23 protein-coding genes are annotated in these 20637 nt (G+C 33.8%); 8 read left to right on the forward strand and 15 right to left on the reverse strand.

Annotated features, from left to right (window positions below):
• Window positions 1–7 precede the first annotated feature (7 nt).
• The 3 genes from BM371_RS16175 to panD all read right to left on the reverse strand — a co-directional run bounded on the left by BM371_RS16175 (window position 8) and on the right by panD (window position 2126).
• Entirely contained in the window at window positions 8–583 is a 576-nt protein-coding gene (locus BM371_RS16175; RefSeq protein WP_034673254.1) for a TerD family protein, read from the reverse strand.
• A 175-nt stretch (window positions 584–758) separates the two neighbouring features.
• A complete protein-coding gene (locus BM371_RS16180) occupies window positions 759–1772 on the reverse strand; it encodes a lysylphosphatidylglycerol synthase transmembrane domain-containing protein (protein ID WP_034673253.1) in 1014 nt (337 codons plus the stop codon).
• A gap of 3 nt (window positions 1773–1775) precedes the next feature.
• Window positions 1776–2126, reverse strand: a complete 351-nt coding sequence (panD, locus tag BM371_RS16185; protein WP_029294648.1) for an aspartate 1-decarboxylase — start codon at window positions 2124–2126, stop codon at window positions 1776–1778.
• Between the two features lie 399 nt (window positions 2127–2525).
• On the opposite strand from panD, the gene BM371_RS16190 reads away from it, so the two are divergent.
• A complete protein-coding gene (locus BM371_RS16190) occupies window positions 2526–2828 on the forward strand; it encodes an HU family DNA-binding protein (RefSeq protein ID WP_034673251.1) in 303 nt (100 codons plus the stop codon).
• A gap of 54 nt (window positions 2829–2882) precedes the next feature.
• Here BM371_RS16190 and pdxH read toward each other — a convergent pair whose 3' ends face one another.
• A complete protein-coding gene (pdxH, locus tag BM371_RS16195) occupies window positions 2883–3524 on the reverse strand; it encodes a pyridoxamine 5'-phosphate oxidase (RefSeq protein WP_034673249.1) in 642 nt (213 codons plus the stop codon).
• A gap of 24 nt (window positions 3525–3548) precedes the next feature.
• On the opposite strand from pdxH, the gene BM371_RS16200 reads away from it, so the two are divergent.
• Entirely contained in the window at window positions 3549–4097 is a 549-nt protein-coding gene (locus BM371_RS16200) for a YqgE/AlgH family protein (protein WP_034676940.1), read from the forward strand.
• Window positions 4098–4202: 105 nt separating this feature from the next.
• Entirely contained in the window at window positions 4203–4784 is a 582-nt protein-coding gene (locus tag BM371_RS16205; protein ID WP_034673246.1) for an N-acetylmuramoyl-L-alanine amidase family protein, read from the forward strand.
• Between the two features lie 81 nt (window positions 4785–4865).
• Here the strand turns inward: BM371_RS16205 and BM371_RS16210 are convergent, their stop codons facing one another.
• The 11 genes from BM371_RS16210 to BM371_RS16260 form a co-directional block, all read right to left on the reverse strand.
• Window positions 4866–5675, reverse strand: coding sequence for an aminotransferase class IV (locus BM371_RS16210; RefSeq protein WP_034673243.1), 810 nt, complete (start codon window positions 5673–5675; stop codon window positions 4866–4868).
• Window positions 5676–5753: 78 nt separating this feature from the next.
• Window positions 5754–6140: an START-like domain-containing protein gene (locus tag BM371_RS16215; RefSeq protein WP_034673241.1), complete on the reverse strand. Its 387-nt coding sequence runs from the start codon at window positions 6138–6140 to the stop codon at window positions 5754–5756.
• A 189-nt stretch (window positions 6141–6329) separates the two neighbouring features.
• Window positions 6330–7505, reverse strand: coding sequence for an aspartate aminotransferase family protein (locus tag BM371_RS16220; RefSeq protein ID WP_034676939.1), 1176 nt, complete (start codon window positions 7503–7505; stop codon window positions 6330–6332).
• 99 nt (window positions 7506–7604) lie between these two features.
• Window positions 7605–9350, reverse strand: a complete 1746-nt coding sequence (locus tag BM371_RS16225; RefSeq protein ID WP_034673238.1) for an OstA-like protein — start codon at window positions 9348–9350, stop codon at window positions 7605–7607.
• Window positions 9351–9353: 3 nt separating this feature from the next.
• Window positions 9354–9827, reverse strand: coding sequence for a Fur family transcriptional regulator (locus tag BM371_RS16230; RefSeq protein ID WP_034673237.1), 474 nt, complete (start codon window positions 9825–9827; stop codon window positions 9354–9356).
• A 75-nt stretch (window positions 9828–9902) separates the two neighbouring features.
• Entirely contained in the window at window positions 9903–11894 is a 1992-nt protein-coding gene (locus BM371_RS16235; RefSeq protein ID WP_034673235.1) for a KUP/HAK/KT family potassium transporter, read from the reverse strand.
• Window positions 11895–12020: 126 nt separating this feature from the next.
• A complete protein-coding gene (locus BM371_RS16240) occupies window positions 12021–13001 on the reverse strand; it encodes a pyruvate dehydrogenase complex E1 component subunit beta (protein ID WP_034673234.1) in 981 nt (326 codons plus the stop codon).
• A gap of 102 nt (window positions 13002–13103) precedes the next feature.
• On the reverse strand, window positions 13104–13697 hold the full coding sequence (locus BM371_RS16245; RefSeq protein WP_034673231.1) for a hypothetical protein: 594 nt from the start codon (window positions 13695–13697) through the stop codon (window positions 13104–13106).
• Between the two features lies 1 nt (window position 13698).
• Window positions 13699–14196, reverse strand: a complete 498-nt coding sequence (locus BM371_RS16250) for an RNA polymerase sigma factor (RefSeq protein WP_034673229.1) — start codon at window positions 14194–14196, stop codon at window positions 13699–13701.
• Between the two features lie 100 nt (window positions 14197–14296).
• The gene (locus BM371_RS16255) at window positions 14297–14716 is read right to left on the reverse strand and encodes a DUF2147 domain-containing protein (protein WP_034673226.1); all 420 of its coding nucleotides are present in this window, start codon (window positions 14714–14716) and stop codon (window positions 14297–14299) included.
• A gap of 146 nt (window positions 14717–14862) precedes the next feature.
• On the reverse strand, window positions 14863–16791 hold the full coding sequence (locus tag BM371_RS16260) for an LTA synthase family protein (RefSeq protein ID WP_051882538.1): 1929 nt from the start codon (window positions 16789–16791) through the stop codon (window positions 14863–14865).
• 256 nt (window positions 16792–17047) lie between these two features.
• Here BM371_RS16260 and BM371_RS16265 point away from each other — a divergent pair, with 256 nt between their 5' ends.
• From BM371_RS16265 to BM371_RS16285, 5 genes are all read left to right on the forward strand, one after another.
• Window positions 17048–17788, forward strand: coding sequence for a CDP-alcohol phosphatidyltransferase family protein (locus tag BM371_RS16265; protein WP_034673223.1), 741 nt, complete (start codon window positions 17048–17050; stop codon window positions 17786–17788).
• A 65-nt stretch (window positions 17789–17853) separates the two neighbouring features.
• Window positions 17854–18618: a 3'-5' exonuclease gene (locus BM371_RS16270; protein WP_034673221.1), complete on the forward strand. Its 765-nt coding sequence runs from the start codon at window positions 17854–17856 to the stop codon at window positions 18616–18618.
• Between the two features lie 147 nt (window positions 18619–18765).
• Window positions 18766–19167, forward strand: a complete 402-nt coding sequence (locus BM371_RS16275) for a putative signal transducing protein (RefSeq protein ID WP_034673218.1) — start codon at window positions 18766–18768, stop codon at window positions 19165–19167.
• 327 nt (window positions 19168–19494) lie between these two features.
• Window positions 19495–20100 carry a fumarylacetoacetate hydrolase family protein gene (locus tag BM371_RS16280; protein WP_034673216.1) on the forward strand — a complete coding sequence of 202 codons (606 nt, stop codon included), beginning with the start codon at window positions 19495–19497 and terminating at the stop codon, window positions 20098–20100.
• 60 nt (window positions 20101–20160) lie between these two features.
• A complete protein-coding gene (locus tag BM371_RS16285; protein ID WP_034673214.1) occupies window positions 20161–20598 on the forward strand; it encodes a universal stress protein in 438 nt (145 codons plus the stop codon).
• Window positions 20599–20637 lie beyond the last annotated feature (39 nt).

Below are 20637 nucleotides of genomic sequence, written 5' to 3' on the forward strand. Positions count from 1 at the left end.
AATATTCTTATTTGATGATTTGACCTTTATAGTATTTCTCTAAAAAGAAAGCAAGATCTGCTCTGTAACCAATTCCTGAAGCTTCAAATTTCCAGCTTCCGTTTCTTTTGTACAGACGCCCGAATTCTACACCGGTTTCTATCGAAAAATCTTCATCGAGTTCGTATTTTGCAATTTCCTGATGGCTGTTATTATCCACAACTCTGATGTAAGAGTTTCTTACCATCCCGAAATTTTGTTTTCTTCTTTCGAAATCTTCAATCGTTACGACAAAAAGAATTTCCTCTACTCTGGGATCTACTTTTTCAAGATCGATAACAATTGCTTCATCATCATCTCCATCGCTGCTTTTTCCGTCCGGATCGTCTCCGGTATGCGTTAATGCTCCATCAGGAGAATTCAGATTATTATAAAAAACAAAATATTCGTCACCGATCAATTTTCTGTCTGAATCAATCATGATTGCTGAAGCATCCAAATCGAACGCATGACCTGTTCCTTCATTCGGATCCCATCCTAAACCAATTGTCATTTTTGTAAGTCCTAATTCGATTTTCTGCCCTTTCTGTAAATTAATTGCCATAATTTATAAATATAATTTTTCCCTTAAGATAGATTTGATTTTTGAATTAACCAAATTAATGATAAAAACTCATACAGTTTTAAACTTTTTTTAATATTCCTAAAAAAAATTTAAACAAAAAATCCTGCTTCAAACGAAACAGGATTTATATATAAATTTAAAAATAAATTAAACTTTATTCTTCGATCATATTATCTCTGGCTTTTGCCAACATTGGAATAGAAATAAGTCCCATTACCAACATGACAACAATCTGTAAAGGAAGCGAAATAAAAGAATAGGTCAAGCCCATCTCACCACCCAATTCTGCACTTTTACCCATAGCTAAGAACAGTGCCATAAAACCGAACTTCATTGCCAAATTAAAAGCTCCAATACCACCACTTGCAGGAATAATCATTCCCAAAGTCCCTACAACGATGATAAAAAAACCATCTGCAAAGGTAAAATCTGAAGTTTCAGGCAATGCAAAACACACAAGATATGCCGCAAAATAATAAGATACCCAAATTCCTATTGTATATATAGTGAACTTCCCTTTTTCCTTTAGTTTAAAAATAGATGTCAAGCCAAGAAGAATTCCGTCAATGATTCCAATGATTTTTCCTAAAACAGGAACATTGACAAACTTATTTTTAAAAACAAAAAATAAAACCCCTGCAACCGCCAAAATACCAAGAACGATTAAAATCTTATTCGGGTTTATATTGACACCTGAATTTTCATAAAATGACAGAATTGCTTCATATTTAAAGATCAAAGTAAGACCTAAAAACCCAAGCATACAAATCAAATCAACCACTCTTTCCAGAATAATTGTTCCAAAAGATTTATCTACCGGAACTTTTTCAACACCATACAACGCAGTTGCTCTTGCCAATTCACCACTTCTCGGGATGGTAAGATTCATCAGATAACCGAAAGACAAAGACCAAAGTGCATTTGAGCTTGAGATTTTATGTCCCATTGGCTCCAACAGCAAATTCCAGCGAATTGCCCTAAACCAATATGCCAAAAGCGCAAAAACAGCCGCAAAAGCTACCCAAAGATAATTCGCCTTCGCCAAAGACTTCTGAATCACCTTAAAGTCTAATCCTTTCAGCGCCAACCACAAAAAAAAGCCTGCAAAAGCAAGCGAAATTACTACAGTTAATACAGACTTTAAAGTTTTGTTTGATTTCTTCTCCATATTTTACGTAAGAAGATTTGTTTTTTCGTCCGGGAAAACAATTTTTGGCTGGAAATCTTTGGCTTCTTCCGGCGTCATCTGAGCATAAGCAATGATGATAATAATGTCATCACGCTGAACTTTTCTTGCGGCAGGACCATTTAAGCAAACTTCTCCCGATTTTCTTTTCCCTTTGATCACATACGTATCAAAACGTTCCCCGTTGTTTACATTCACGATATAAACTCTTTCTCCTACTACCAAACCTGCAGCCTCGATAAGATCTTCGTCAATGGTAATACTTCCTATATAATTAAGGTCTGAAGCCGTAACTCTTACCCTGTGAATTTTAGATTTGAATACTTCTATTAACATGATGCAAATTTATTAATAATATTTAAGAATATCATTCTAAAATGAAATTTACAACTATCATATTTTGAGGCAATTAATTTAACTCAATCTAAAATAACCTGAATTATTTTACAAACTTAACAAGCATATCAATAAAAAAATCAATAGTTCACATCAAATTAAGAATTTAATAAATTTAAAAACAAATAACTAAAAATCAGGAAAGTCAATATACATAAGTAGTTGGCACGATTTTAGTATCTCAGAACCTAGATTTTTCGCAAAAACATTAATTATGAAATTTTAACCGATTTCAAGAAATTTTAAAAAAAATCAATAAGTTTTCGCAAAAAATTTGCACAATTTGAAAATTGTTTTAAATTTGCTTTTATAACTAACTAACTTTTAATATTAAAAATTATGAACAAGTCTGAATTAATCGACGCAATCGCAAAAGACGCAGGAATCACTAAAGTAGCAGCAAAAGCAGCTTTAGAATCTTTCATCTCTAATGTAACAACAACACTAAAGTCTAAAGACGGAAAAGTATCTTTAGTAGGATTCGGTACATTCTCTGTATCTGAAAGAGCTGCAAGACAGGGTATCAACCCAGCTACAAAGAAACCAATTAAAATTGCTGCTAAGAAGGTGGCTAAATTCAAAGCTGGTGCAGATCTTTCAACTGCTGTTGCAGGAGCTCCCGCTGCAGGAAAAAAGAAATAATCTTTCGATTATAAAAAAACAAAACCTCATCATTGGATGGGGTTTTTTATTTTACTAAGGAGCCAACCGTGAAATTTTCCAGTCCAGATCATCGAGCTTGTAAAGAATTCTGTCGTGCAGCCTGTTTGGTCTTCCCTGCCAAAATTCTATTTCATAAGGCTTTGCAATATATCCGCCCCAGTTTTCCGGTCTGGGAACTTCTGTATTTTCATATTGCTTTTCCAGACTCTTTAATCTTTCTTCCAAAAACTCACGATCAGGAATTTCCTGGCTTTGCGGAGAAACTGCCGCTCCCAATTGGCTTCCTTTAGGTCTCGAGTGAAAATAACCATCACTAAGGTTTTCAGCAATTTTTTCCATATTTGCTTTAATAATGATTTGCCTTTCTAAACCAGGCCAAAAGAAATGCAGACAGGCTTTATGAGTTTTTTCGATTGAATTACCTTTTCTGCTGTTGTAGTTGGTATAAAAAATAAATCCTTCATAAGTATATTCCTTTAACAAAACCATTCTTGTACGCGGACAACCGTCTTCTTCCAGCGTAGAAACTGCCATTGCATTTGCCTCAGAAATCGATGGATTTTCGGAAGCATCCAAAAACCAATCCCTGAATTGTTCGATAGGATTCTCTTTAATCTCACTTTCAATAAGTTGTGATTTTTCGTAGACTTTTCTCTTATTATGAAGGTTTTCCATGAATATTTTTTATTAAATTTGAGTATGAATTACTCATACAAAGGTAAAATATTAATTTCCACGCCTGATATTTCCGGAGATATTTTTTCCAGATCGGTAGTGTTGGTTATTGATCATAATGAAAGTGGAGCATTTGGTTTAATTCTGAATAAGAAAAACAGTAAGATGAGTAATCGTTTCAAAAATTTCTTTGATTTTCAGATTGAAGTATATGACGGCGGCCCTGTAGAAAACGATAAAGTTTTCTTCATTATCAAAGGAAAAAAAGTAACCGAGCAATATACCGATATTACCGATGAATTCTATTTAACAGAAGATATTGAAAGAATTATCAACGCTGTTCTTCAAAACGAAATCAGCATTCAGGATGTGAAAATATTTTCAGGATATTCCGGCTGGTCTTCTTTACAACTAGACAATGAAATTCAGCAAAAAGTTTGGACGGTTGTAGATGTTTATAATCTGGATTACACCCTTCCAAATGATCAGACCTTATGGAAATCGATTATGCAAAATCTTGGCGGAGAATATCTTTTGTGGGCAAATGCACCGGAAGATATTTCATTAAACTAACCATTACTTCACATTGAAGCGATATACATTTAACAAATTTTAAGTTTTTGTTAAACAATTATTAAGATACTTTTTACGTTATTTGATAACCTAAAACAACGAACTATGAAAGCAATAAAATTACTGGCTTTATCATTAGCTTCTACCGCAATTCTTTCATTCACACCCGTTAGTAAAAAAATCATTGTAATCGACGCCGGACATGGCGGAAATGATTTAGGAGCCAATAAAAATGGCATCTTAGAAAAAGATCTTGTTTTAAAAATCGCTCAAGAGATCAAAAAAGCAAACAACAAAGACGGGAAATATGAAATTGTTTTAACCAGAGATAACGATACTTATGCAACTCTTTCGGAAAGAACAGCACAAATCAATAAGCTCAATCCGGAAATGGTTATTTCTCTTCACGTCAATTCAACACCTGAAGCAGACACTCCCAAAAACGGTCACGAAATTTTTATTCAAAATACCATTGAATCTAAATCTTTAGCCGAAAAATTATCAAAGAAACTAGGAGAATGTAATATCAGAGAACAAAATCTTCATATTCTTAAAAACTCAAAATCACCTGCACTTCTGGTGGAATTGGGCTATATCAATAATACAAAAGAAAGAGAATACCTGAACAGCAATGACGGACAAAGAGAAATTGCCCAAAAGTTTGCTGACTTCATCAACGAAAATTAATTTTAAAAATACAATTTCTGATCTTATTCAGAATAAAACCCGGTAAAGGACTTCACTGTTGTTTACCGGGTTTGTCAATTTTTAGAAACTTTGTTTCCAACTTTCAATCAGTTCTGTGAAGCGGATATTTTCAAAAGTTTTGTTTCTTATTTTTTTTACGGATGAAATTCCTTTTTCATCGGAAACCAATAATATTTCTTCTGCTTTCTGAGATTCAAAAGCAATAATCTCATGTTCCTGAATATCGGCAAGATCATTTTTGTGCAAGAACGTTACAAAATTTTCCAGCAAAGGCGAAATATAAGCTCCTTCAGACTGCTTCGGAACTTTGATTACATTACCTTCCAGAAATAAAAGATTTCCAGTGGTTGCTCTTGCAATTCGTTTATTAGGATTTAACAAAATTACGTCATCCAAATCATTTTCCTGGGCGTAAATTCCGCCATAAATATTTTCCGGACAGTGAACACGAATATTGCTCAAAAGGTTATTATTAACGTTAATTTCCTTTATTAAATCCAATTCCAATGGTCTTTGCTGAATAGACAGAACATCTTCCATCTGTTCTACTTCAAAATAATAGGAAACAGAAGACTTAGATAAAGTAATTCCGTCTGAATTTCTGAACACCAGAAAATTGATGATTCCGTTCTGAACACCGTTTCCTTCCATCACATTTTCAGTAAAAAGATTCTGAAAAAATTCGAGTGTATAGGTCAAAGGAATGTTCAGTCTCATTTTTCTCATCGACGCCATTAAAAAGAAATAGCATTCTTCATCCATAATCAGCTTTGAATTTCTGATAAAAAATGAAGCTTTCACGGCATCTCCTGATAGAAATGCACGGTTTCTCAACTGTAATTCTTCTGAAGTAAAATATGTATTTTCCAAAGTATGAGTATTTATAAAAAAATAATGAACGATAAATCGTTCATCAGTTTTGTCGTTTAAAAACAGTACAGCTTACCATTAAGCAGCACCTAATTTTATTCTAAGGTTTTCGATAAGGTTTTCCCAGTACATTGCGTTTTCCTCTTCATCTCCTTCCTCACAGAAATCTGTAATATTTAAAGCTAAATCTTCTGTAATATCATCAATTGTAATCGTCATTTCAAAGAAGTTTTTCGTTCCTTCATCCTCTTCCCATCTGTAACGAACGAAACTTTCCGGCTTATATCTGATTAAAGTTGCCTTTTCAGCAGGACCTCCTCCCCAACTGAAAAAGAAATCATCGCCTTTCTCTACTACCTCATCTGCAAACCATTCAGATAATCCCTCTGCAGTTGCAAGATATTCGTACAAAATCTCTGAAAGACAGTGCATTGGGAATTCGTAATGGACTTTATGTTTCGCCATATAAACTTATTTTTAACGTGACGCAATATATAAATTAATTTTTTTATTACACAAAATTATATTTAAATTTTCATGATTTTTATCAGAAACATTTTTATTGTTTCAAAATGAATCTTAATAAAGATTTCCAAAATTATTTTTCAGCAAAAAAGCCTCTTAAAAAGAGACTTTAGACTGAGTTATCTGTGATTATTCTTCATTTAAAACTTCTAGAATAATCTTGCAACCTTCCGTAATTTCTTCTTTTGAAATCGTCAGCGGCGGAGAAATTCTCAAATATTCGTTTCGGTAAAGTTGCCAGAAAACAATCAGGCCTTTTTCCATACATTTTTTTGCTACGTTTAGAGTAAATTCCGGAGTTCCAAGATTCACAGCAAGCATTAAGCCCTTACCGTTGATATTTTTTATCTTAGGATGAACTAAAAGCTCACGGTATAACTTTTCCTTTTCGTCAACTTCATTCATCAAGCCACTTTCTAAAACTTCTTTCAGCGTTGCATGGGATGCTGCAGCAATTAGAGGATTCCCGCCAAAAGTTGTAATATGACCTAATTTTGGAGAATGCGAAAGAGTTTCCATAATTTTTTTGGAACTCACAAATGCTCCCACAGGAACACCACCCCCCATTCCTTTCCCCATCACAAGAATATCCGGAACAATTCCGAAATGTTCAAAAGAAAACAGTTTTCCCGTTCTTCCGAATCCCGGTTGGATTTCATCGAGAATTAATAATGCTCCTACTTCCTCACATCTCTTTTTTAATCTAATTAAATAATCATCATTCGGAACTAAAAAACCTGCCGCTCCCTGAATGGTTTCAAGGATGACGCACGCTGTTTTTTCTGTGATTTTATCGAAATCTTTTTCATTATTAAACTCTATAAAAGAAACCATCGGCAACAAAGGACGGAATTCTCTTTTGTGGAATTCATTTCCTGAAACACTTAGTGCACCATGCGTATTTCCGTGATAGGAGTTCTTGAAAGAAACGATTTCTTCTCTTCCGGTATATCTTTTTGCCAGTTTTAAGCTTCCGTCGATCGCTTCTGCTCCACTGTTTACCAAATACGTAATTTCTAAAGGATCAGGTGTAGCTTCTGCTAATAATCTGCACAATTCGACAGGTTTTTCCTGAGCATATTCGCCATAAACCATTACATGAAGATATTTATCAGCCTGCTCTTTGATCGCGCTCACTACTTTCGGATGCGAATGCCCTAAAGTATTGGCGGAAACTCCCGCTACAAAATCAAGATATTTTCTGCCGTCTTTCCCAAAAACATAGCTTCCTTCTGCTTTTTCCACTTCAAAACCAGCTGCAAATTGGGTAGTCTGAGCCTGATATTTGAAAAAATCGTTTTGCATTTCCATTGTCTGAAAAATTTTAGGCAAAGCTAAAGAAGATTTGATGAATAGGGAAATTATAAGTATTAAAAAAGACCAGTTTAAAAACTGATCTCTTTTTTATTTTCTTACCCTTTTTGGTTTTTTGGCTTCTTCTTTTGCCTTTTCCTTATCTTCCGCTTCTTTTACTTTGTTGTAAAGAGCATCATTGGGCTCGTATTTAATTTCTTCATTATTTGGAGAATCGACAAGAATATCCTGCCATTTCCGTATTCGGTCTTTGGTATTCCAGTTAAAATCAGGAAACTTTTTCTTTTCAGGAGCAATCATACTCATCGGATAGGTTTCATCAGTGGCGCCAATGCTGCAAGAAATGATCTGAACTTTATTCTCTTCGAAAAGAGCCCCAATGATTCCGCAGCTTGAAAGCGTAATTCCTATTCTTTCGTTCACTTTTGTCTTTTCGTTATAATCATCTGCATACGTGATAGACTGTGCATTTCCTATAACTTTAATCTGTTTAATGTCTTTACCTTCATAGTAAACAGTCATCAAATTTCCTTTCACCTGATGAAATTCATCAATAAGATTAAGAGAATCTACTTTAGCAATAGCCAAACCGTTTCCTATAACTTTTAAAGAGTCTATATTTTCTGTTTCCGTATTAAAGTAAGCTTCAATTTTATCTCCTGTAACCTGCTTTTCACCACTCCATAAAATAGGATCGGTGTACATGTGCAAAATTCCGTCCGTTTCATTGAATGCTATTGAATCTGCTCTTCCCTGTGCATCAGATTTGTAGATCCTTGCTTTTTTGAAAGCTCTCAGATAACTTTTCTTTTTGGTAATATCTGCCGTATCAGGTTTCTGGTAAGACAGGATCTTCTCTGAAGCAAAATAAATAGAATCTTTCTCAAGAATCTTTACCGCATAAGGTGATTTTGTCATCATTGAAGAATCTTTCTTTTCGAAGATTTCACCATAACCTCCTTTAATATATCTTTTTTCTAAAGGATCATCAAGCGTCACGTTTCCTGTGGCTTTTCCAAAACCGGTCAGCTGGTTATAATACATCTCATCACCGGTAAGAATCTTATCATTATAGTAAATCCTTGAATTTTTCGTCAGAAAAGATTCTTTGGTATTCATATTATGCGTCCCCTTTTCGGTAATAATTCTGTTTTTGGGATTTTTATTGTTGGTAATCGTAGTATAACCATTGATGGTAACAATGTTGGTATTTTGATTCTGTACTACGTTATCTCCTTCCAAAGTATAATCTTTATCTACAATTTTTACTCTTCCCGTAAGATCAATGGTACGGGTTGTAAGGAAATAGGTTGCGGTCTTTGCATACGTTGTACTTTTTCCATCAAAAATGGTTCCTCCCGTATTGTAATAAGCCTGATTGGAAACCCTGTCGTAATACATGGTTTCGGTTTTAATGATAGTACCTTTAGGATCGGTAAGAACCACATTTTTTTTGGCAACCCCTTTTTGAGTATTTCCGTCGTACTCCATTTCTGAAGAGGTGATGACAGAACCATCAGAATTCTGAAGCTTTACATTACCAATTGCTCTGATGAAGTTTTCTTCTTCGTATCTGATGACTTCATCTGCTGAAAGTATAGAACCCTGATGTTCGATCTGAACATTTCCTTTCAAATATTGATTTCCATCATATTGTGCAGGATCTTTAATAATTTCATCGGCATGGATGATTCTTACTTTTTGTGCAGGTTTACTTTTCTGCGGCTGATTTTTTACAGGATTTTGTAAATAAGCATCACGCTGCGCAGGTTTAGGATTAACCTGAGCCAAAGCGAAAGAGGAAAAAAATAGGAAGAGAAAAAGAATCAGTCTCATTAATTAATCATTCTTAGTGCCATAAAAATACAGCGAATGCGAATCAATTTTTACGCCAAAAGCTCCTTCTATTGCTTCTTTAATTCCCTGAATTCTAGGATCACAGAACTCGATAATCTCTTCAATTTCCTTATCAGAATCTTTCTTGTAAATCACCAAATGATCGTGCTGCTTATCAAAATAAGACTTTTCATATGAAGATGAAGTCAGCGTTTTTTCTCCAAACTGGTGTTTACGGATCAATCCCGCATCAAGGAAAATCTCTATCGTGTTGTAGATTGTTGCTTTCGAGACATGATATTTTTTCTGCATCATCAAAAGATACAGATCGTCTACATTGAAGTGATGATCCATATTATAGATCTCCTCCAAAATAGTGTATCGTTCAGGCGTATTACGAAAGCCTTTTTCAAGCAGGTAATTTCGTAAAACGTCTTTAATTAAAGTTATATTTTTTTCTTTTTGTAAAGTATCCATCAAAAAATTTATCTTACAAATTTATTGATTTTTATTTAAATCAATATGATCCATTTCAGTCTCCCAAAATTTACCTTAAGAATTATGCCTTAAAAATTCCGACTGCTGTATTTTGCTGCTTGAGATCGTTTCTTCCGTTAGTGGAGCCGATTCTACGATAACATTATGCGATGTAACACCCCAAGATTTGAAATCATCGCTACCAATATATTTAACAAAATTGTAAATATTTAACGTAATTTTTTGTTTTACCGTCAAAAGAATATCATTGATATAGGTGTTATCTATGATCACATATTTCAGATCCGGCGGGATATTGTGTGCTCTTAAAGACGGATGACTGCTTCGTGAAGGAATAGTTCCGTCTGCCATAAGATCTTTCAGAACCATATTGAAATAATCGTTGATCCTACGATCTACTTTAAAACCTAAAAGGAAATTTATTTTATAGATCGTTCCCGGCAAAATTTCATCTACACTGTATTTGAAAGTATAAGGATCTTCCTGGTTTACAATACTCAAAATAAAATAATGATCGGCTCTTTTTGGCTGTTTTTTTATAATCGAATAAATAATTTTAGATTCGATTTCGTTATTACGTTTAGCACGGCTAAGGTAAGCAAGATTGGTACAGTATTTCGGAATTGTTTCATCCAGCTTCATGTCTTTGATAATGTTGACGTATTTATCGATTTTCACATAGCTTGTAAAATTAGCTTTCAGTAATCTACCATTATACCAAGCGTACATACAAACCGCAATAAAACCACCCAGAACCATCGTTAACCATCCTCCATCAAAGAATTTGATCACATTGGCATAGAAAAATCCTGATTCTAAAAACAAATAAACCGCAACAAAACCAAAAATGAAAACTTTATTCATTCTTGTACGGCTCAGCCAGAATGTAAGCAAAATGGTGGTCATCAACATCGTAATGGTAATCGTTAAACCATAAGCCGCCTCCATATGTTCGGATTTCTGGAAGAAAATAACCACAATAAAACAGAAAAACATCAATCCCCAGTTGATTCTCGGGATATACATTTGTCCCTTTACTCCTGAAGGATATTCAATATGCTGATTAGGCCAGAAAGATATGGACATGGCTTCAGAAAACATGGTAAAAGAACCCGTAATTACAGCCTGGCTTGCAATAATCGCAGCCGCAGTTGCCAAAATTACTCCCGGTAAAACTGCCCATTCAGGCATGATTCCGAAGAAAGGATTTACTCCGGTGAAAACTTTCTGGTAATTATCAAGCAACCAGGCACCCTGTCCCAAATAGTTCAGGATCAGCATAACTTTAACAAAAACCCAGCTTACACGAATATTTTTAGCACCACAATGCCCTAAATCTGAATACAATGCTTCAGCTCCTGTTGTACACAGGAAAACCGCTCCCATGATAACGATTGCGCTTGGCGAGTGCGTAATCAGATTATACGCATACATCGGGTTGAATGCTTTTAAAATTTCAATATGATCTACAATATGAATCGAACCAAAAATTCCTAATACTAAGAACCAGGTTACCATGATAGGACCGAAAAACTTCCCAATAGAAGCTGTTCCGAATTGTTGTACTACAAAAACAATAAAGAGGATAAAGAGCGTTATAATGACAACCGGTGTCTCTGGATTGTAGATTTTAAGCCCTTCAATGGCCGACATTACAGTAAGAGATGGTGTGATAACACTGTCTGCAACCAAGGTTGATGCTCCGATAATTGCGACGACATAGAGCCATTTCTTTTTTAGCTTTTTGACTAAAGAATACAATGCTAAAATACCACCTTCACCACGGTTATCTGCTCTTAGGGCAATAATAACATACTTTAAGGTGGTCTGGAGAGTCAGCGTCCAGATAATACAAGAAAGCGCTCCTTCTATATAAGTCTCGAAAGGCATTGTAGCACCCTGATTTCTTGCATTGACAATCGCTTTCATTACGTAAAGCGGTGAGGTTCCTATATCCCCGAAAACGATTCCGAGAGAAACAATGACTCCCACAAATGAAAGTTTCTTAAGGTCGAAGTGATGACCTCCTTCTGTAACTTCTGCCATGTCAGCGAATTATTTTTTTAAAAGCGCAAATTTATATTAAATTTATGATGCAGCGTCATATTAGTCATGCATTATATAAATGAAAAAACTTCCTTTCGGAAGTTTTTCTCTATAATCGCTTACAAATTATTTAACGTACATTGCTTTTTTGATTTCCTCTTTCACTTTTTCAAGTTTCGGGAACCACTCTGCAAATAAAGCTGATGAATATGGAGCAGGTGCATCAGGAGTTGTAATTCTCTTGATCGGTGCATCCAGATAATCAAACGCTTTTTGCTGTACCATATAGGTAATCTCTGAAGATACTGAACCAAACGGCCAAGCTTCTTCTAAAATAACCAATCTGTTTGTTTTCTTCACCGAAGCTAAAACAGTATCGAAATCTAAAGGACGAACCGTTCTTAAATCGATAACTTCTACAGAAATACCTTCTTTAGCCATATCTTCAGCTGCCTGAATAGCCAGTTTCATGATTTTACCAAAAGAAACCAAAGTAACATCAGTACCTTCTCTTTTAATATCCGCTTTACCGATTGGCAAATAATATTCTTCTTCAGGAATTTCCATTTTATCGCCATACATCTGCTCAGATTCCATGAAGATTACAGGATCATTATCCTGAATAGCTGTTTTTAATAATCCTTTCGCATCATAAGGGTTTGAAGGAACCACTACTTTAAGACCAGGAATGTTTGCATACCAGTTTTCAAAAGCTTGAGAGTGCGTTGCTCCCAACTGACCTGCAGAAGCCGTAGGACCACGGAAAACGATAGGACAGTTCCACTGACCACCACTCATCTGACGGATTTTTGCAGCATTGTTGATAATCTGATCGATCCCTACAAGCGCAAAGTTAAATGTCATATACTCTACAATCGGTCTGTTACCATTCATTGCTGCACCAACAGCGATACCTGAAAAACCAAGCTCTGCAATAGGTGTATCGATTACACGTTTAGCACCAAACTCATCCAACATTCCTTTAGAAGCTTTGTATGCACCATTGTATTCTGCTACTTCTTCTCCCATTAGAAAAATGGATTCGTCTTTACGCATTTCCTCGCTCATTGCCTGTGCAATTACCTCACGAAAAGTATATTCTGCCATATTTATTTGAAAAATTTAGAGTACAAAAATAGTAATTATTTATTATTTACATCACAAAAAAGACAACTCATTGAAGAAACCCTTTCATTAATCTTCGTGATATTAAGATTTGTTTAATTCTTGATAATTGTTTTTGAGATTAATCAAAATTTTACCATAGGTATTTTTATAAATCCAATACAAGAAAAACACAACCATAATCAATACAATTGCAAAAGCAGCATAATTAATTAATTCAGGAGTTAAAGAATCGGGATTAGTTACATTAAAAGTTCCGTTTCTTTTTCCATCTAGATAACCTGCCATAAAATCCTGTGTATTATGTTTAAAATTAACAATATTACCTACAACAATCGCTAAAAATGAAATTAACGCATATCCCAAGACCATTTTTCTTAAATTTAAAATATTCCTCATCAACGAAATAGAATTTTGACTAACCTTTATTTTTTTGAATGAATAAATAATTAAAATAAAAAACACAGTAAATAATCCAATCCTAAAATAAGGAAACTCACTGTCAATATAACCAATTATAAACCATAAAATCACTTCTATCAAGCCAATTATAAGTAAATTTTTGGTAACAGAAATAGATTTTTCTTTAATCATTGAATATATTTCTGTTGCAGAGTAATTTTTAAATTCATTTTTGTTTTTACTCCAATCTTCTTTTAAAAGTTCTAATTCATCCATCTTACTTTGCATTTATTTTTGATTTCAAATTATTCTTAGCTCTATTCATCTTTACTCTTGCATTTCCTTCTGTAATTCCCAAAATATCACCTATTTCTTTAAAAGGTTTATTATCAAGATACATCATGATTAATGCTTTTTCAATATTAGATAAGCTATAAATGTGCTGATACATTTCTTTGAGTTTATATCCATCATCTTCATAAGATTCTTCTTTTATTTTTAAAGACGAAACATTAATATCAACTTGTTGGAACTGATGTTTTTTAGTTTTTTTAGATAATGTCATTGCTGTATTTAAAGCCACCTGATACATCCAGGTAGAAAATTTAGATTCGCCTCTGAAACCTGCGTAAGATTTCCACAGTTGTATCGTGATTTCCTGAAAAAGATCTTCATGATCTTCAGAATTATTCGTATAAATTCTACATATTTTATGTACAATTCTTTGATTTTCTTTAAAAACATCAATAAATTTTTTCTCCAAATCTGAACTCATATTTTATATGTATACAATTTTATTTTTCGTTACAGATAATTACATAAAAAAAAGACAACTCATTGCTGAGTTGCCTATATTTAATGTTATTTTAAACTGATTAGTTCACTTTCTGCCAAACTTGCGTTCTTCCTAAAATAGAAACTCCCATATAACCTCTTACGTTCAGCTTATCTCCACTTTTTGTAATAGTACATTTATAAGTTTTACCCGTTTTAGGATCTGTAATCGTTCCTCCGGTAAACTCGTCACCGTCTTTTGCCAAACCTCGGATAATTTCCATTCCCAAAATTGGCTTACCTTTTCTGTCATCTTTACAGCTTGTACAGTTAGGATCTGCGGGTTTTATCAATAACTGAGATACTTTTCCGTAATATTTACCGTCAGATTTTTTGTAGATTTCTACGATAGATTTTGCCTGTTTTGTTTCATCATCTATGGTTTTCCATTTTCCTTCGATCTGTGCAAAAGACATCACACTGAATAATGAAAGTACAAATGTTGCTAATAATTTTTTCATATTATAGAGTTTAATTTTAATTATAAGATTCTTAAATTCTTAATTAGTTAAAAATAGACATAAATTTTAAACACACCAACATTTTTGTTATCCTTTGCATACATCACAGAAGATTTGATTGATTTTAAAATTAAACAGTCTTACCATTAATTCAGTTTTCTGTTGATCACACGATTCATATAATCCTGATACCAGGCTTTTGCCATCTGTTTTCCTTTTTCGGTTTCAGGAGATTTTATTTTATCATTAAGATTATTTTCAAAACCTAAATCATTTTTCTCATAAATTCCTGTAATATTTTTACCATCAAACCTGTAAATATAATTTCCGATAATGAACTGTTCTGAAGTTCCATCTGAATTAACGATGAGATACGGATATTTTTTTTCGCTCAATAAGCTTCTACCCCAACTTCTTATTTTTTTATTATAACCGATTAAATCTGCCAGAGTCGGATAAATATCAATCTGCTGTGCAAATTCAGGATTTACTCCTTTCAGGTTGTATTCAGGATTTGGAGAATAAAAAATCAGCGGAACAGCAAAACGGTTCATTGCCTTCTCGTATTCAGAATAATAAATCTGGTTTGGATGATCGCCCGTAAATACGAAAATCGTATTCTTAAACCACGGTTGTTTTTTTGCCGTTTCAAAATATTTTCTGATCGAATAATCGGTATATTCCATCGGCTCGTGCATTTCTACTTTACCTTTTTTGAATTTTCCGTTGTATTTTTCAGGTATTTTAAACGGATGATGTGATGAAGCCGTAAAAACAGTTGCCATAAAAGGCTGTGTTTTGCCTACGTTTTTTGCAAAATATTGTAAGAAAGGTTCGTCCCAGATTGCCCACATTCCATCAAAATCTTTGTCATTATTATACTCGTTTTTGCCATAATAATGTTTATAACCTAAAATATTTCCGAAACCTAAAAATCCCATAGAACCATTGGGTGCCCCGTGATAAAATGAGGTATCATACCCCATATCATTACAAACCGAAACAATCGACTGAATTTTCTGATTCGAATAAGGCGAACTTGTAAAAGCATCAGTTAAACTCGGAATTCCTGCTAAAATGCTGCTCATTCCATGGATAGACTGTCTTCCGTTGGCAAAAGTATTCGGAAAAATGAGACTTTCATTCGCTAAACTATCAATAAATGGAGTATAAGAAACATAATCTTTAATGTTTTTATCTTTATTAAAAGCTCCTGAATATTCTCTTCCGAAAGACTCTACAATGAAAATTACCACATTCGGTTTACCGTCAACCTGTCTTTCATACGTTTTATATGGATTGATATTTTCATCGATAAATTTCTGATCAACAAATTGAACTTCCCTGAAATTATTCGTTCCTAGCGTTCTGAAGAAAGAAAAAGTAGAATTCAGCACAATATTTCCCTGAAGCGGAGTTTTTACAAATTTATTGGCATCTACTAAATTAATAGGTCTTGTACTGTGTTTAAAATCCCCTCTGATTCCGCCAACAATTAAAACTGCGGAAACACATAAAGTAAGAATCGACAATATAAAGTAAGGAACAAGCTTTACCGGTTTTTTATATTCAATTTTAAATCTTTTATAAAGAAAAACCCATAAAGCAATTAAAGCGATAAACCACAAGATCACAAAAGGATGCTCTTTGGTAGAAGCTGTAAAAACCTTCATAATATTGGTCTCATGTTTTGCCACCTGAAAAGCTGCCGAAGTGAGTCTCGTCTGAGAAAATTTATAATAAATAAAATCCCCGAAATTCATGGCATAAGCAATTCCGTTGGTGATAAAATACAGCCAGAATAGAAATTTCTGATACCCTTTTTTGGTATTGATGACAATCGGAATTAAACTTAAAAAAATAAACAGAACGTTAACGTAAAGAATTGCCGTAAGATCAAATGCAACACCGTGAAAAGCCAGACTCAGATAATCCGAAATACTGTCTACTTTTATTAAATCTTTATTGAAAAACCAAAACAAAAGTCTTGCGATCTGATAAAATACAAAAGTCAAGAAAATTCTGTAGCATAAAACCAGAACTTCTTCTTTTCTGAATTCTTTAAAAAATTTCATTTGTCTGTATAATTGCTTTTAAAGATGTAACGTTATCAGGCGTCACTTTACTTTAAAATTTTGACTGATAACAAATTTGCTGCGCAAATTTAAGCTAAATTCATATGTAGATATTTATTTTTTTTAATGGCCATATGCAATCGCCAATTTATATTGCCTTCATATTTCACTGTTAGTTACAGCGATTTCACAGGATTATAATTTTTAGTTCATATTAATTAAGGTTAAAATTTTTAAAAAATGTAATTTTGCTGCTATGAATTTCATAAAAAACAATCTGGCAAATGCCATTACTTTGGGAAATCTTTTTTCGGGTTGCGTTGGTGCTGTACATTTGATTTTAGGCGATTATCAGACGACTGCGATCTGTATTATTTTATCCTTGATTTTAGATTTTTTCGACGGATTTGTAGCGAGAGCCTTAAAAGCCAATTCCAATTTGGGAACTCAGCTCGATTCTTTGGCAGATATGGTAAGTTTCGGATTGATTCCCGGATTAACAATTTTTGTTTCTCTTCTCGAAGTTGAGAATAGCAATTCTTTAAATTTTATAGATTACGGATATTTACTTCTCAAAGAACAGCGTTGGATTTCTTATTTTGGGTTTATTATTACACTTTTTTCTTGTTTAAGACTGGCAATTTTTAATCTGGATGAGGATCAGAAATATTATTTTAAGGGTTTGAACACCCCTTCAAATACCATCTTGATTTTTGGCTTATATTTAGCACATAAAGAATCTTCTGCTTTCAGTTTTTTATTTGAAAATGAAAGTTACTTATTGATTTTAACCGCAATTTCATCTTGGCTTTTAGTCAGTCCCATCAAAATGATTGCCATGAAATTTAAATCAATGAAGTTGCAGGATAATTATCCAAAAGTAGCCTTACTAATTGGTGCAATTCTTATTTTGATTATATTTAAAACTGTCGGAATTCCATTAGTAATTATTTATTATATCTTAATTTCAATTATCTTTCAGAAACAATTAAAGTAAGAAGATGGAAACCTGAAGTTTTCATTCACAAATTGACACATTCTCAAATTTTCAAATTATAAAAAATGAACTTAAAACTCTATAAACCTCTTTGCATATTCGATCTTGAAACAACCGGAACTAACGTTGGAAAAGACAGAATTGTTGAAATCTGTATTCTAAAAGTAAATCCTGATTCCTCAAGAGAAAGCAAAACCTGGAAAGTGAATCCGGGAATTCCAATCCCGAAAGAATGTAGCGAGATTCACGGAATTTATGATGGAGATGTAAAAGACGCGCCGACGTTTAAGGAAATTGCGCCGAAAATTGTTGAAATGATTTCCGGAGCAGATTTGGGTGGATTCAACTCCAATCGGTTTGATGTTCCTTTGTTGGCTGAAGAATTGCTGCGCGCAGATTTTGATTTTGATTTAAATAAATTCAAATTGGTCGATGCACAAACAATTTTCCACAAAAAAGAGCCAAGAAACCTGAGTGCGGCTTATCAATTTTATTGCGGAAAAACTTTAGAAAATGCGCATTCTGCAGAAGCCGATGTTTTGGCGACTTTTGAGGTTCTGGATGCACAAGTTGGAAAATACGATGACATTTCTAATGAAGTTGCTGAATTGAGCGAATTTTCAACCCAAAATAAATTTGCCGATTTAGCAGGAATGATTCATTACAACGCAAAAAACCAGGAAATTTTTGCTTTCGGAAAATATAAAGGTCAGGTTGTAAAAGAAGTTTTCCAGAAAGATCTGGGATATTTCGGGTGGCTGCAAAATGCAGATTTCCCTTTATATACGAAGAAAGTCTTCACAAAAATTCAGCTTTCGAGTAAGTTTTAATCTTTTTAACCGCAAAAGAGGCAAAAGATTTTTATCCGCTAAAAAGTATTTCAAAGCACACAAAACAATAAGTACATTTTTTTGTCAACTTTTGTAATTTTATTTTCAGCACATTCTTTGTTTCTTTTGCGGTAAAATAATTTCAGTATGAACAATTTAGTTAAATTCAAATTCTACGAAACAGCTCTTGAAGCCAATCGTGACAAGCAGATTCTTGCCGAAAATGGTATCAACAGTTTTATCGCCAACGAACAACTGATTCAGTCAGATTGGCTGCTTTCACAAGCTGTGGGAGGAATTCAGCTTCAGGTTTTTGAAAATGATTTTGAAAACGCTGAGAAAGTTTTAACTGAATATCAGGAAAATGAAAAATTCGCTCTTGAAGTGGAGCACACAATCGAAAATCCTGGTTTTGATTTTGTCTGTCCGAAATGCGGTTCCAACCATTTGTATAAAGATGACAGCTCGACAAGCTTCTTTGGAATTTCGATTTTATCGAACGAAAACTACGTTTGCTATTATTGCGGGAATAAATTTAAGCATGGATAGGTTGGAAGCGGAATGATGGATGGAAGATTACATGATTGAGAATATTTTTAAGATTGCTTCGATGCACTCCTCGCAATAAGATTCTTTAAATAGTGCGCAGAATTACCCTCTAAAGTAGGGGTGGCGAAAATTTCAAAGAAATTTTTGACGGGGTGGTATCAGAATAATTACAATAAGTTTTCTCATTCGTCGAAATGACAAACTTTTGGAGAGAACACTCTATATTAGCCCTGATTGCACGAAAGATACAGTGGAAAGCGGGAAATAGCTTCTAAAAATATTAATAATGAGTAATAAGTAATGAATAATTATTCAACAAAATAAATTATGAAAATAATCTGCATAGGAAGAAATTATAGCGAACACGCGAAGGAATTGGGAAATGCAATTCCGGACAAACCCGTAATTTTCATGAAACCCGACACGGCTGTTTTGAAAGGAAACGATTTTTACATTCCTGAATTCTCAAATGATATACATTACGAACTGGAAGTGGTGGTAAAAATCTCAAAAGGCGGAAAATACATTCAGAAAGAAACGGCTCATAAGCATTATGAGGAAATCGGTTTGGGAATCGATTTCACAGCGAGAGATTTGCAGAGTGACTTAAAATCTAAGGGTCTTCCGTGGGAACTGGCAAAAGGTTTTGACGGTTCTGCAGTGGTAGGAAATTTCTTCAAAAAAGAAAATTACAACCTTGAATCTTTGAATTTTTCATTATTAAAAAATAAGGATAAAGTACAGGACGGAAACTCGAAAGATATGATTTTCAGTATCGATGATATTATCGCTTTTGTTTCGCAGTATTTCACATTGAGAGTTGGGGATTTGATTTTCACCGGAACTCCGGAAGGTGTCGGAAAAGTTTCTGAAAACGATATTCTGGAAGCTTATCTTGAAGACGAAAAAGTCTTAGACATCAGAGTCCTATAGAAAATCATTTGACATTGGTCTGTTTTTTTCATACCTTTAAGAAGACTTAAATTACAAATTATGATAAACATTATCCTACCCGTCGATTTTGGAGAAAAAACAGATCAGCTGATAGACGGAGCCGTAAAATTTGCCAAAGAAGTAAACGGTAAAATTTGCCTTATTCACGTTGCACCAACAGACATCGGTTTTGCTATCGGAGATATGGGATACCAGTATTTTCCGGAAGTTGAAGAAAATGAAATCAGAGAGGAACTGGTACTTTTAAACAAGATCAACCAAAGAGTTCTCGCTCAGGATGTAGAATGTGAGCATATTTTAAAGCAAGGGATCGCCAAAGATATTATTTTGGAATATGCCGACCTTAAAAATGCAAGTTATATTGTAATGGGTTCACATGGAAGAAGCGGAATTTATGATGTTTTTGTAGGAAGCTTAACGAAAGGATTGACTAAAAGCTCTAAAATCCCCGTTTTGGTTCTTCCAATTCACGAATAAATATTTCTTTAGAATAAATAAAAAAGACCGATCAAATAA

This window comes from Chryseobacterium formosense, from assembly GCF_900116415.1.
GTDB classification, from domain to species: domain Bacteria; phylum Bacteroidota; class Bacteroidia; order Flavobacteriales; family Weeksellaceae; genus Chryseobacterium; species Chryseobacterium formosense.

Bases quoted from the DNA above. Each gene is read 5' to 3' on its own strand.
- BM371_RS16175 (WP_034673254.1), bottom strand. From the start codon at position 583: ATGGCAATTAATTTACAGAAAGGGCAGAAAATCGAATTAGGACTTACA.
- BM371_RS16180 (WP_034673253.1), bottom strand. From the start codon at position 1,772: ATGGAGAAGAAATCAAACAAAACTTTAAAGTCTGTATTAACTGTAGTA.
- panD (WP_029294648.1), bottom strand. From the start codon at position 2,126: ATGTTAATAGAAGTATTCAAATCTAAAATTCACAGGGTAAGAGTTACG.
- BM371_RS16190 (WP_034673251.1), top strand. From the start codon at position 2,526: ATGAACAAGTCTGAATTAATCGACGCAATCGCAAAAGACGCAGGAATC.
- pdxH (WP_034673249.1), bottom strand. From the start codon at position 3,524: ATGGAAAACCTTCATAATAAGAGAAAAGTCTACGAAAAATCACAACTT.
- BM371_RS16200 (WP_034676940.1), top strand. From the start codon at position 3,549: ATGAATTACTCATACAAAGGTAAAATATTAATTTCCACGCCTGATATT.
- BM371_RS16205 (WP_034673246.1), top strand. From the start codon at position 4,203: ATGAAAGCAATAAAATTACTGGCTTTATCATTAGCTTCTACCGCAATT.
- BM371_RS16215 (WP_034673241.1), bottom strand. From the start codon at position 6,140: ATGGCGAAACATAAAGTCCATTACGAATTCCCAATGCACTGTCTTTCA.
- BM371_RS16220 (WP_034676939.1), bottom strand. From the start codon at position 7,505: ATGCAAAACGATTTTTTCAAATATCAGGCTCAGACTACCCAATTTGCA.
- BM371_RS16225 (WP_034673238.1), bottom strand. From the start codon at position 9,350: ATGAGACTGATTCTTTTTCTCTTCCTATTTTTTTCCTCTTTCGCTTTG.
- BM371_RS16230 (WP_034673237.1), bottom strand. From the start codon at position 9,827: ATGGATACTTTACAAAAAGAAAAAAATATAACTTTAATTAAAGACGTT.
- BM371_RS16235 (WP_034673235.1), bottom strand. From the start codon at position 11,894: ATGGCAGAAGTTACAGAAGGAGGTCATCACTTCGACCTTAAGAAACTT.
- BM371_RS16240 (WP_034673234.1), bottom strand. From the start codon at position 13,001: ATGGCAGAATATACTTTTCGTGAGGTAATTGCACAGGCAATGAGCGAG.
- BM371_RS16245 (WP_034673231.1), bottom strand. From the start codon at position 13,697: ATGGATGAATTAGAACTTTTAAAAGAAGATTGGAGTAAAAACAAAAAT.
- BM371_RS16250 (WP_034673229.1), bottom strand. From the start codon at position 14,196: ATGAGTTCAGATTTGGAGAAAAAATTTATTGATGTTTTTAAAGAAAAT.
- BM371_RS16255 (WP_034673226.1), bottom strand. From the start codon at position 14,716: ATGAAAAAATTATTAGCAACATTTGTACTTTCATTATTCAGTGTGATG.
- BM371_RS16260 (WP_051882538.1), bottom strand. From the start codon at position 16,791: ATGAAATTTTTTAAAGAATTCAGAAAAGAAGAAGTTCTGGTTTTATGC.
- BM371_RS16265 (WP_034673223.1), top strand. From the start codon at position 17,048: ATGAATTTCATAAAAAACAATCTGGCAAATGCCATTACTTTGGGAAAT.
- BM371_RS16270 (WP_034673221.1), top strand. From the start codon at position 17,854: ATGAACTTAAAACTCTATAAACCTCTTTGCATATTCGATCTTGAAACA.
- BM371_RS16275 (WP_034673218.1), top strand. From the start codon at position 18,766: ATGAACAATTTAGTTAAATTCAAATTCTACGAAACAGCTCTTGAAGCC.
- BM371_RS16280 (WP_034673216.1), top strand. From the start codon at position 19,495: ATGAAAATAATCTGCATAGGAAGAAATTATAGCGAACACGCGAAGGAA.
- BM371_RS16285 (WP_034673214.1), top strand. From the start codon at position 20,161: ATGATAAACATTATCCTACCCGTCGATTTTGGAGAAAAAACAGATCAG.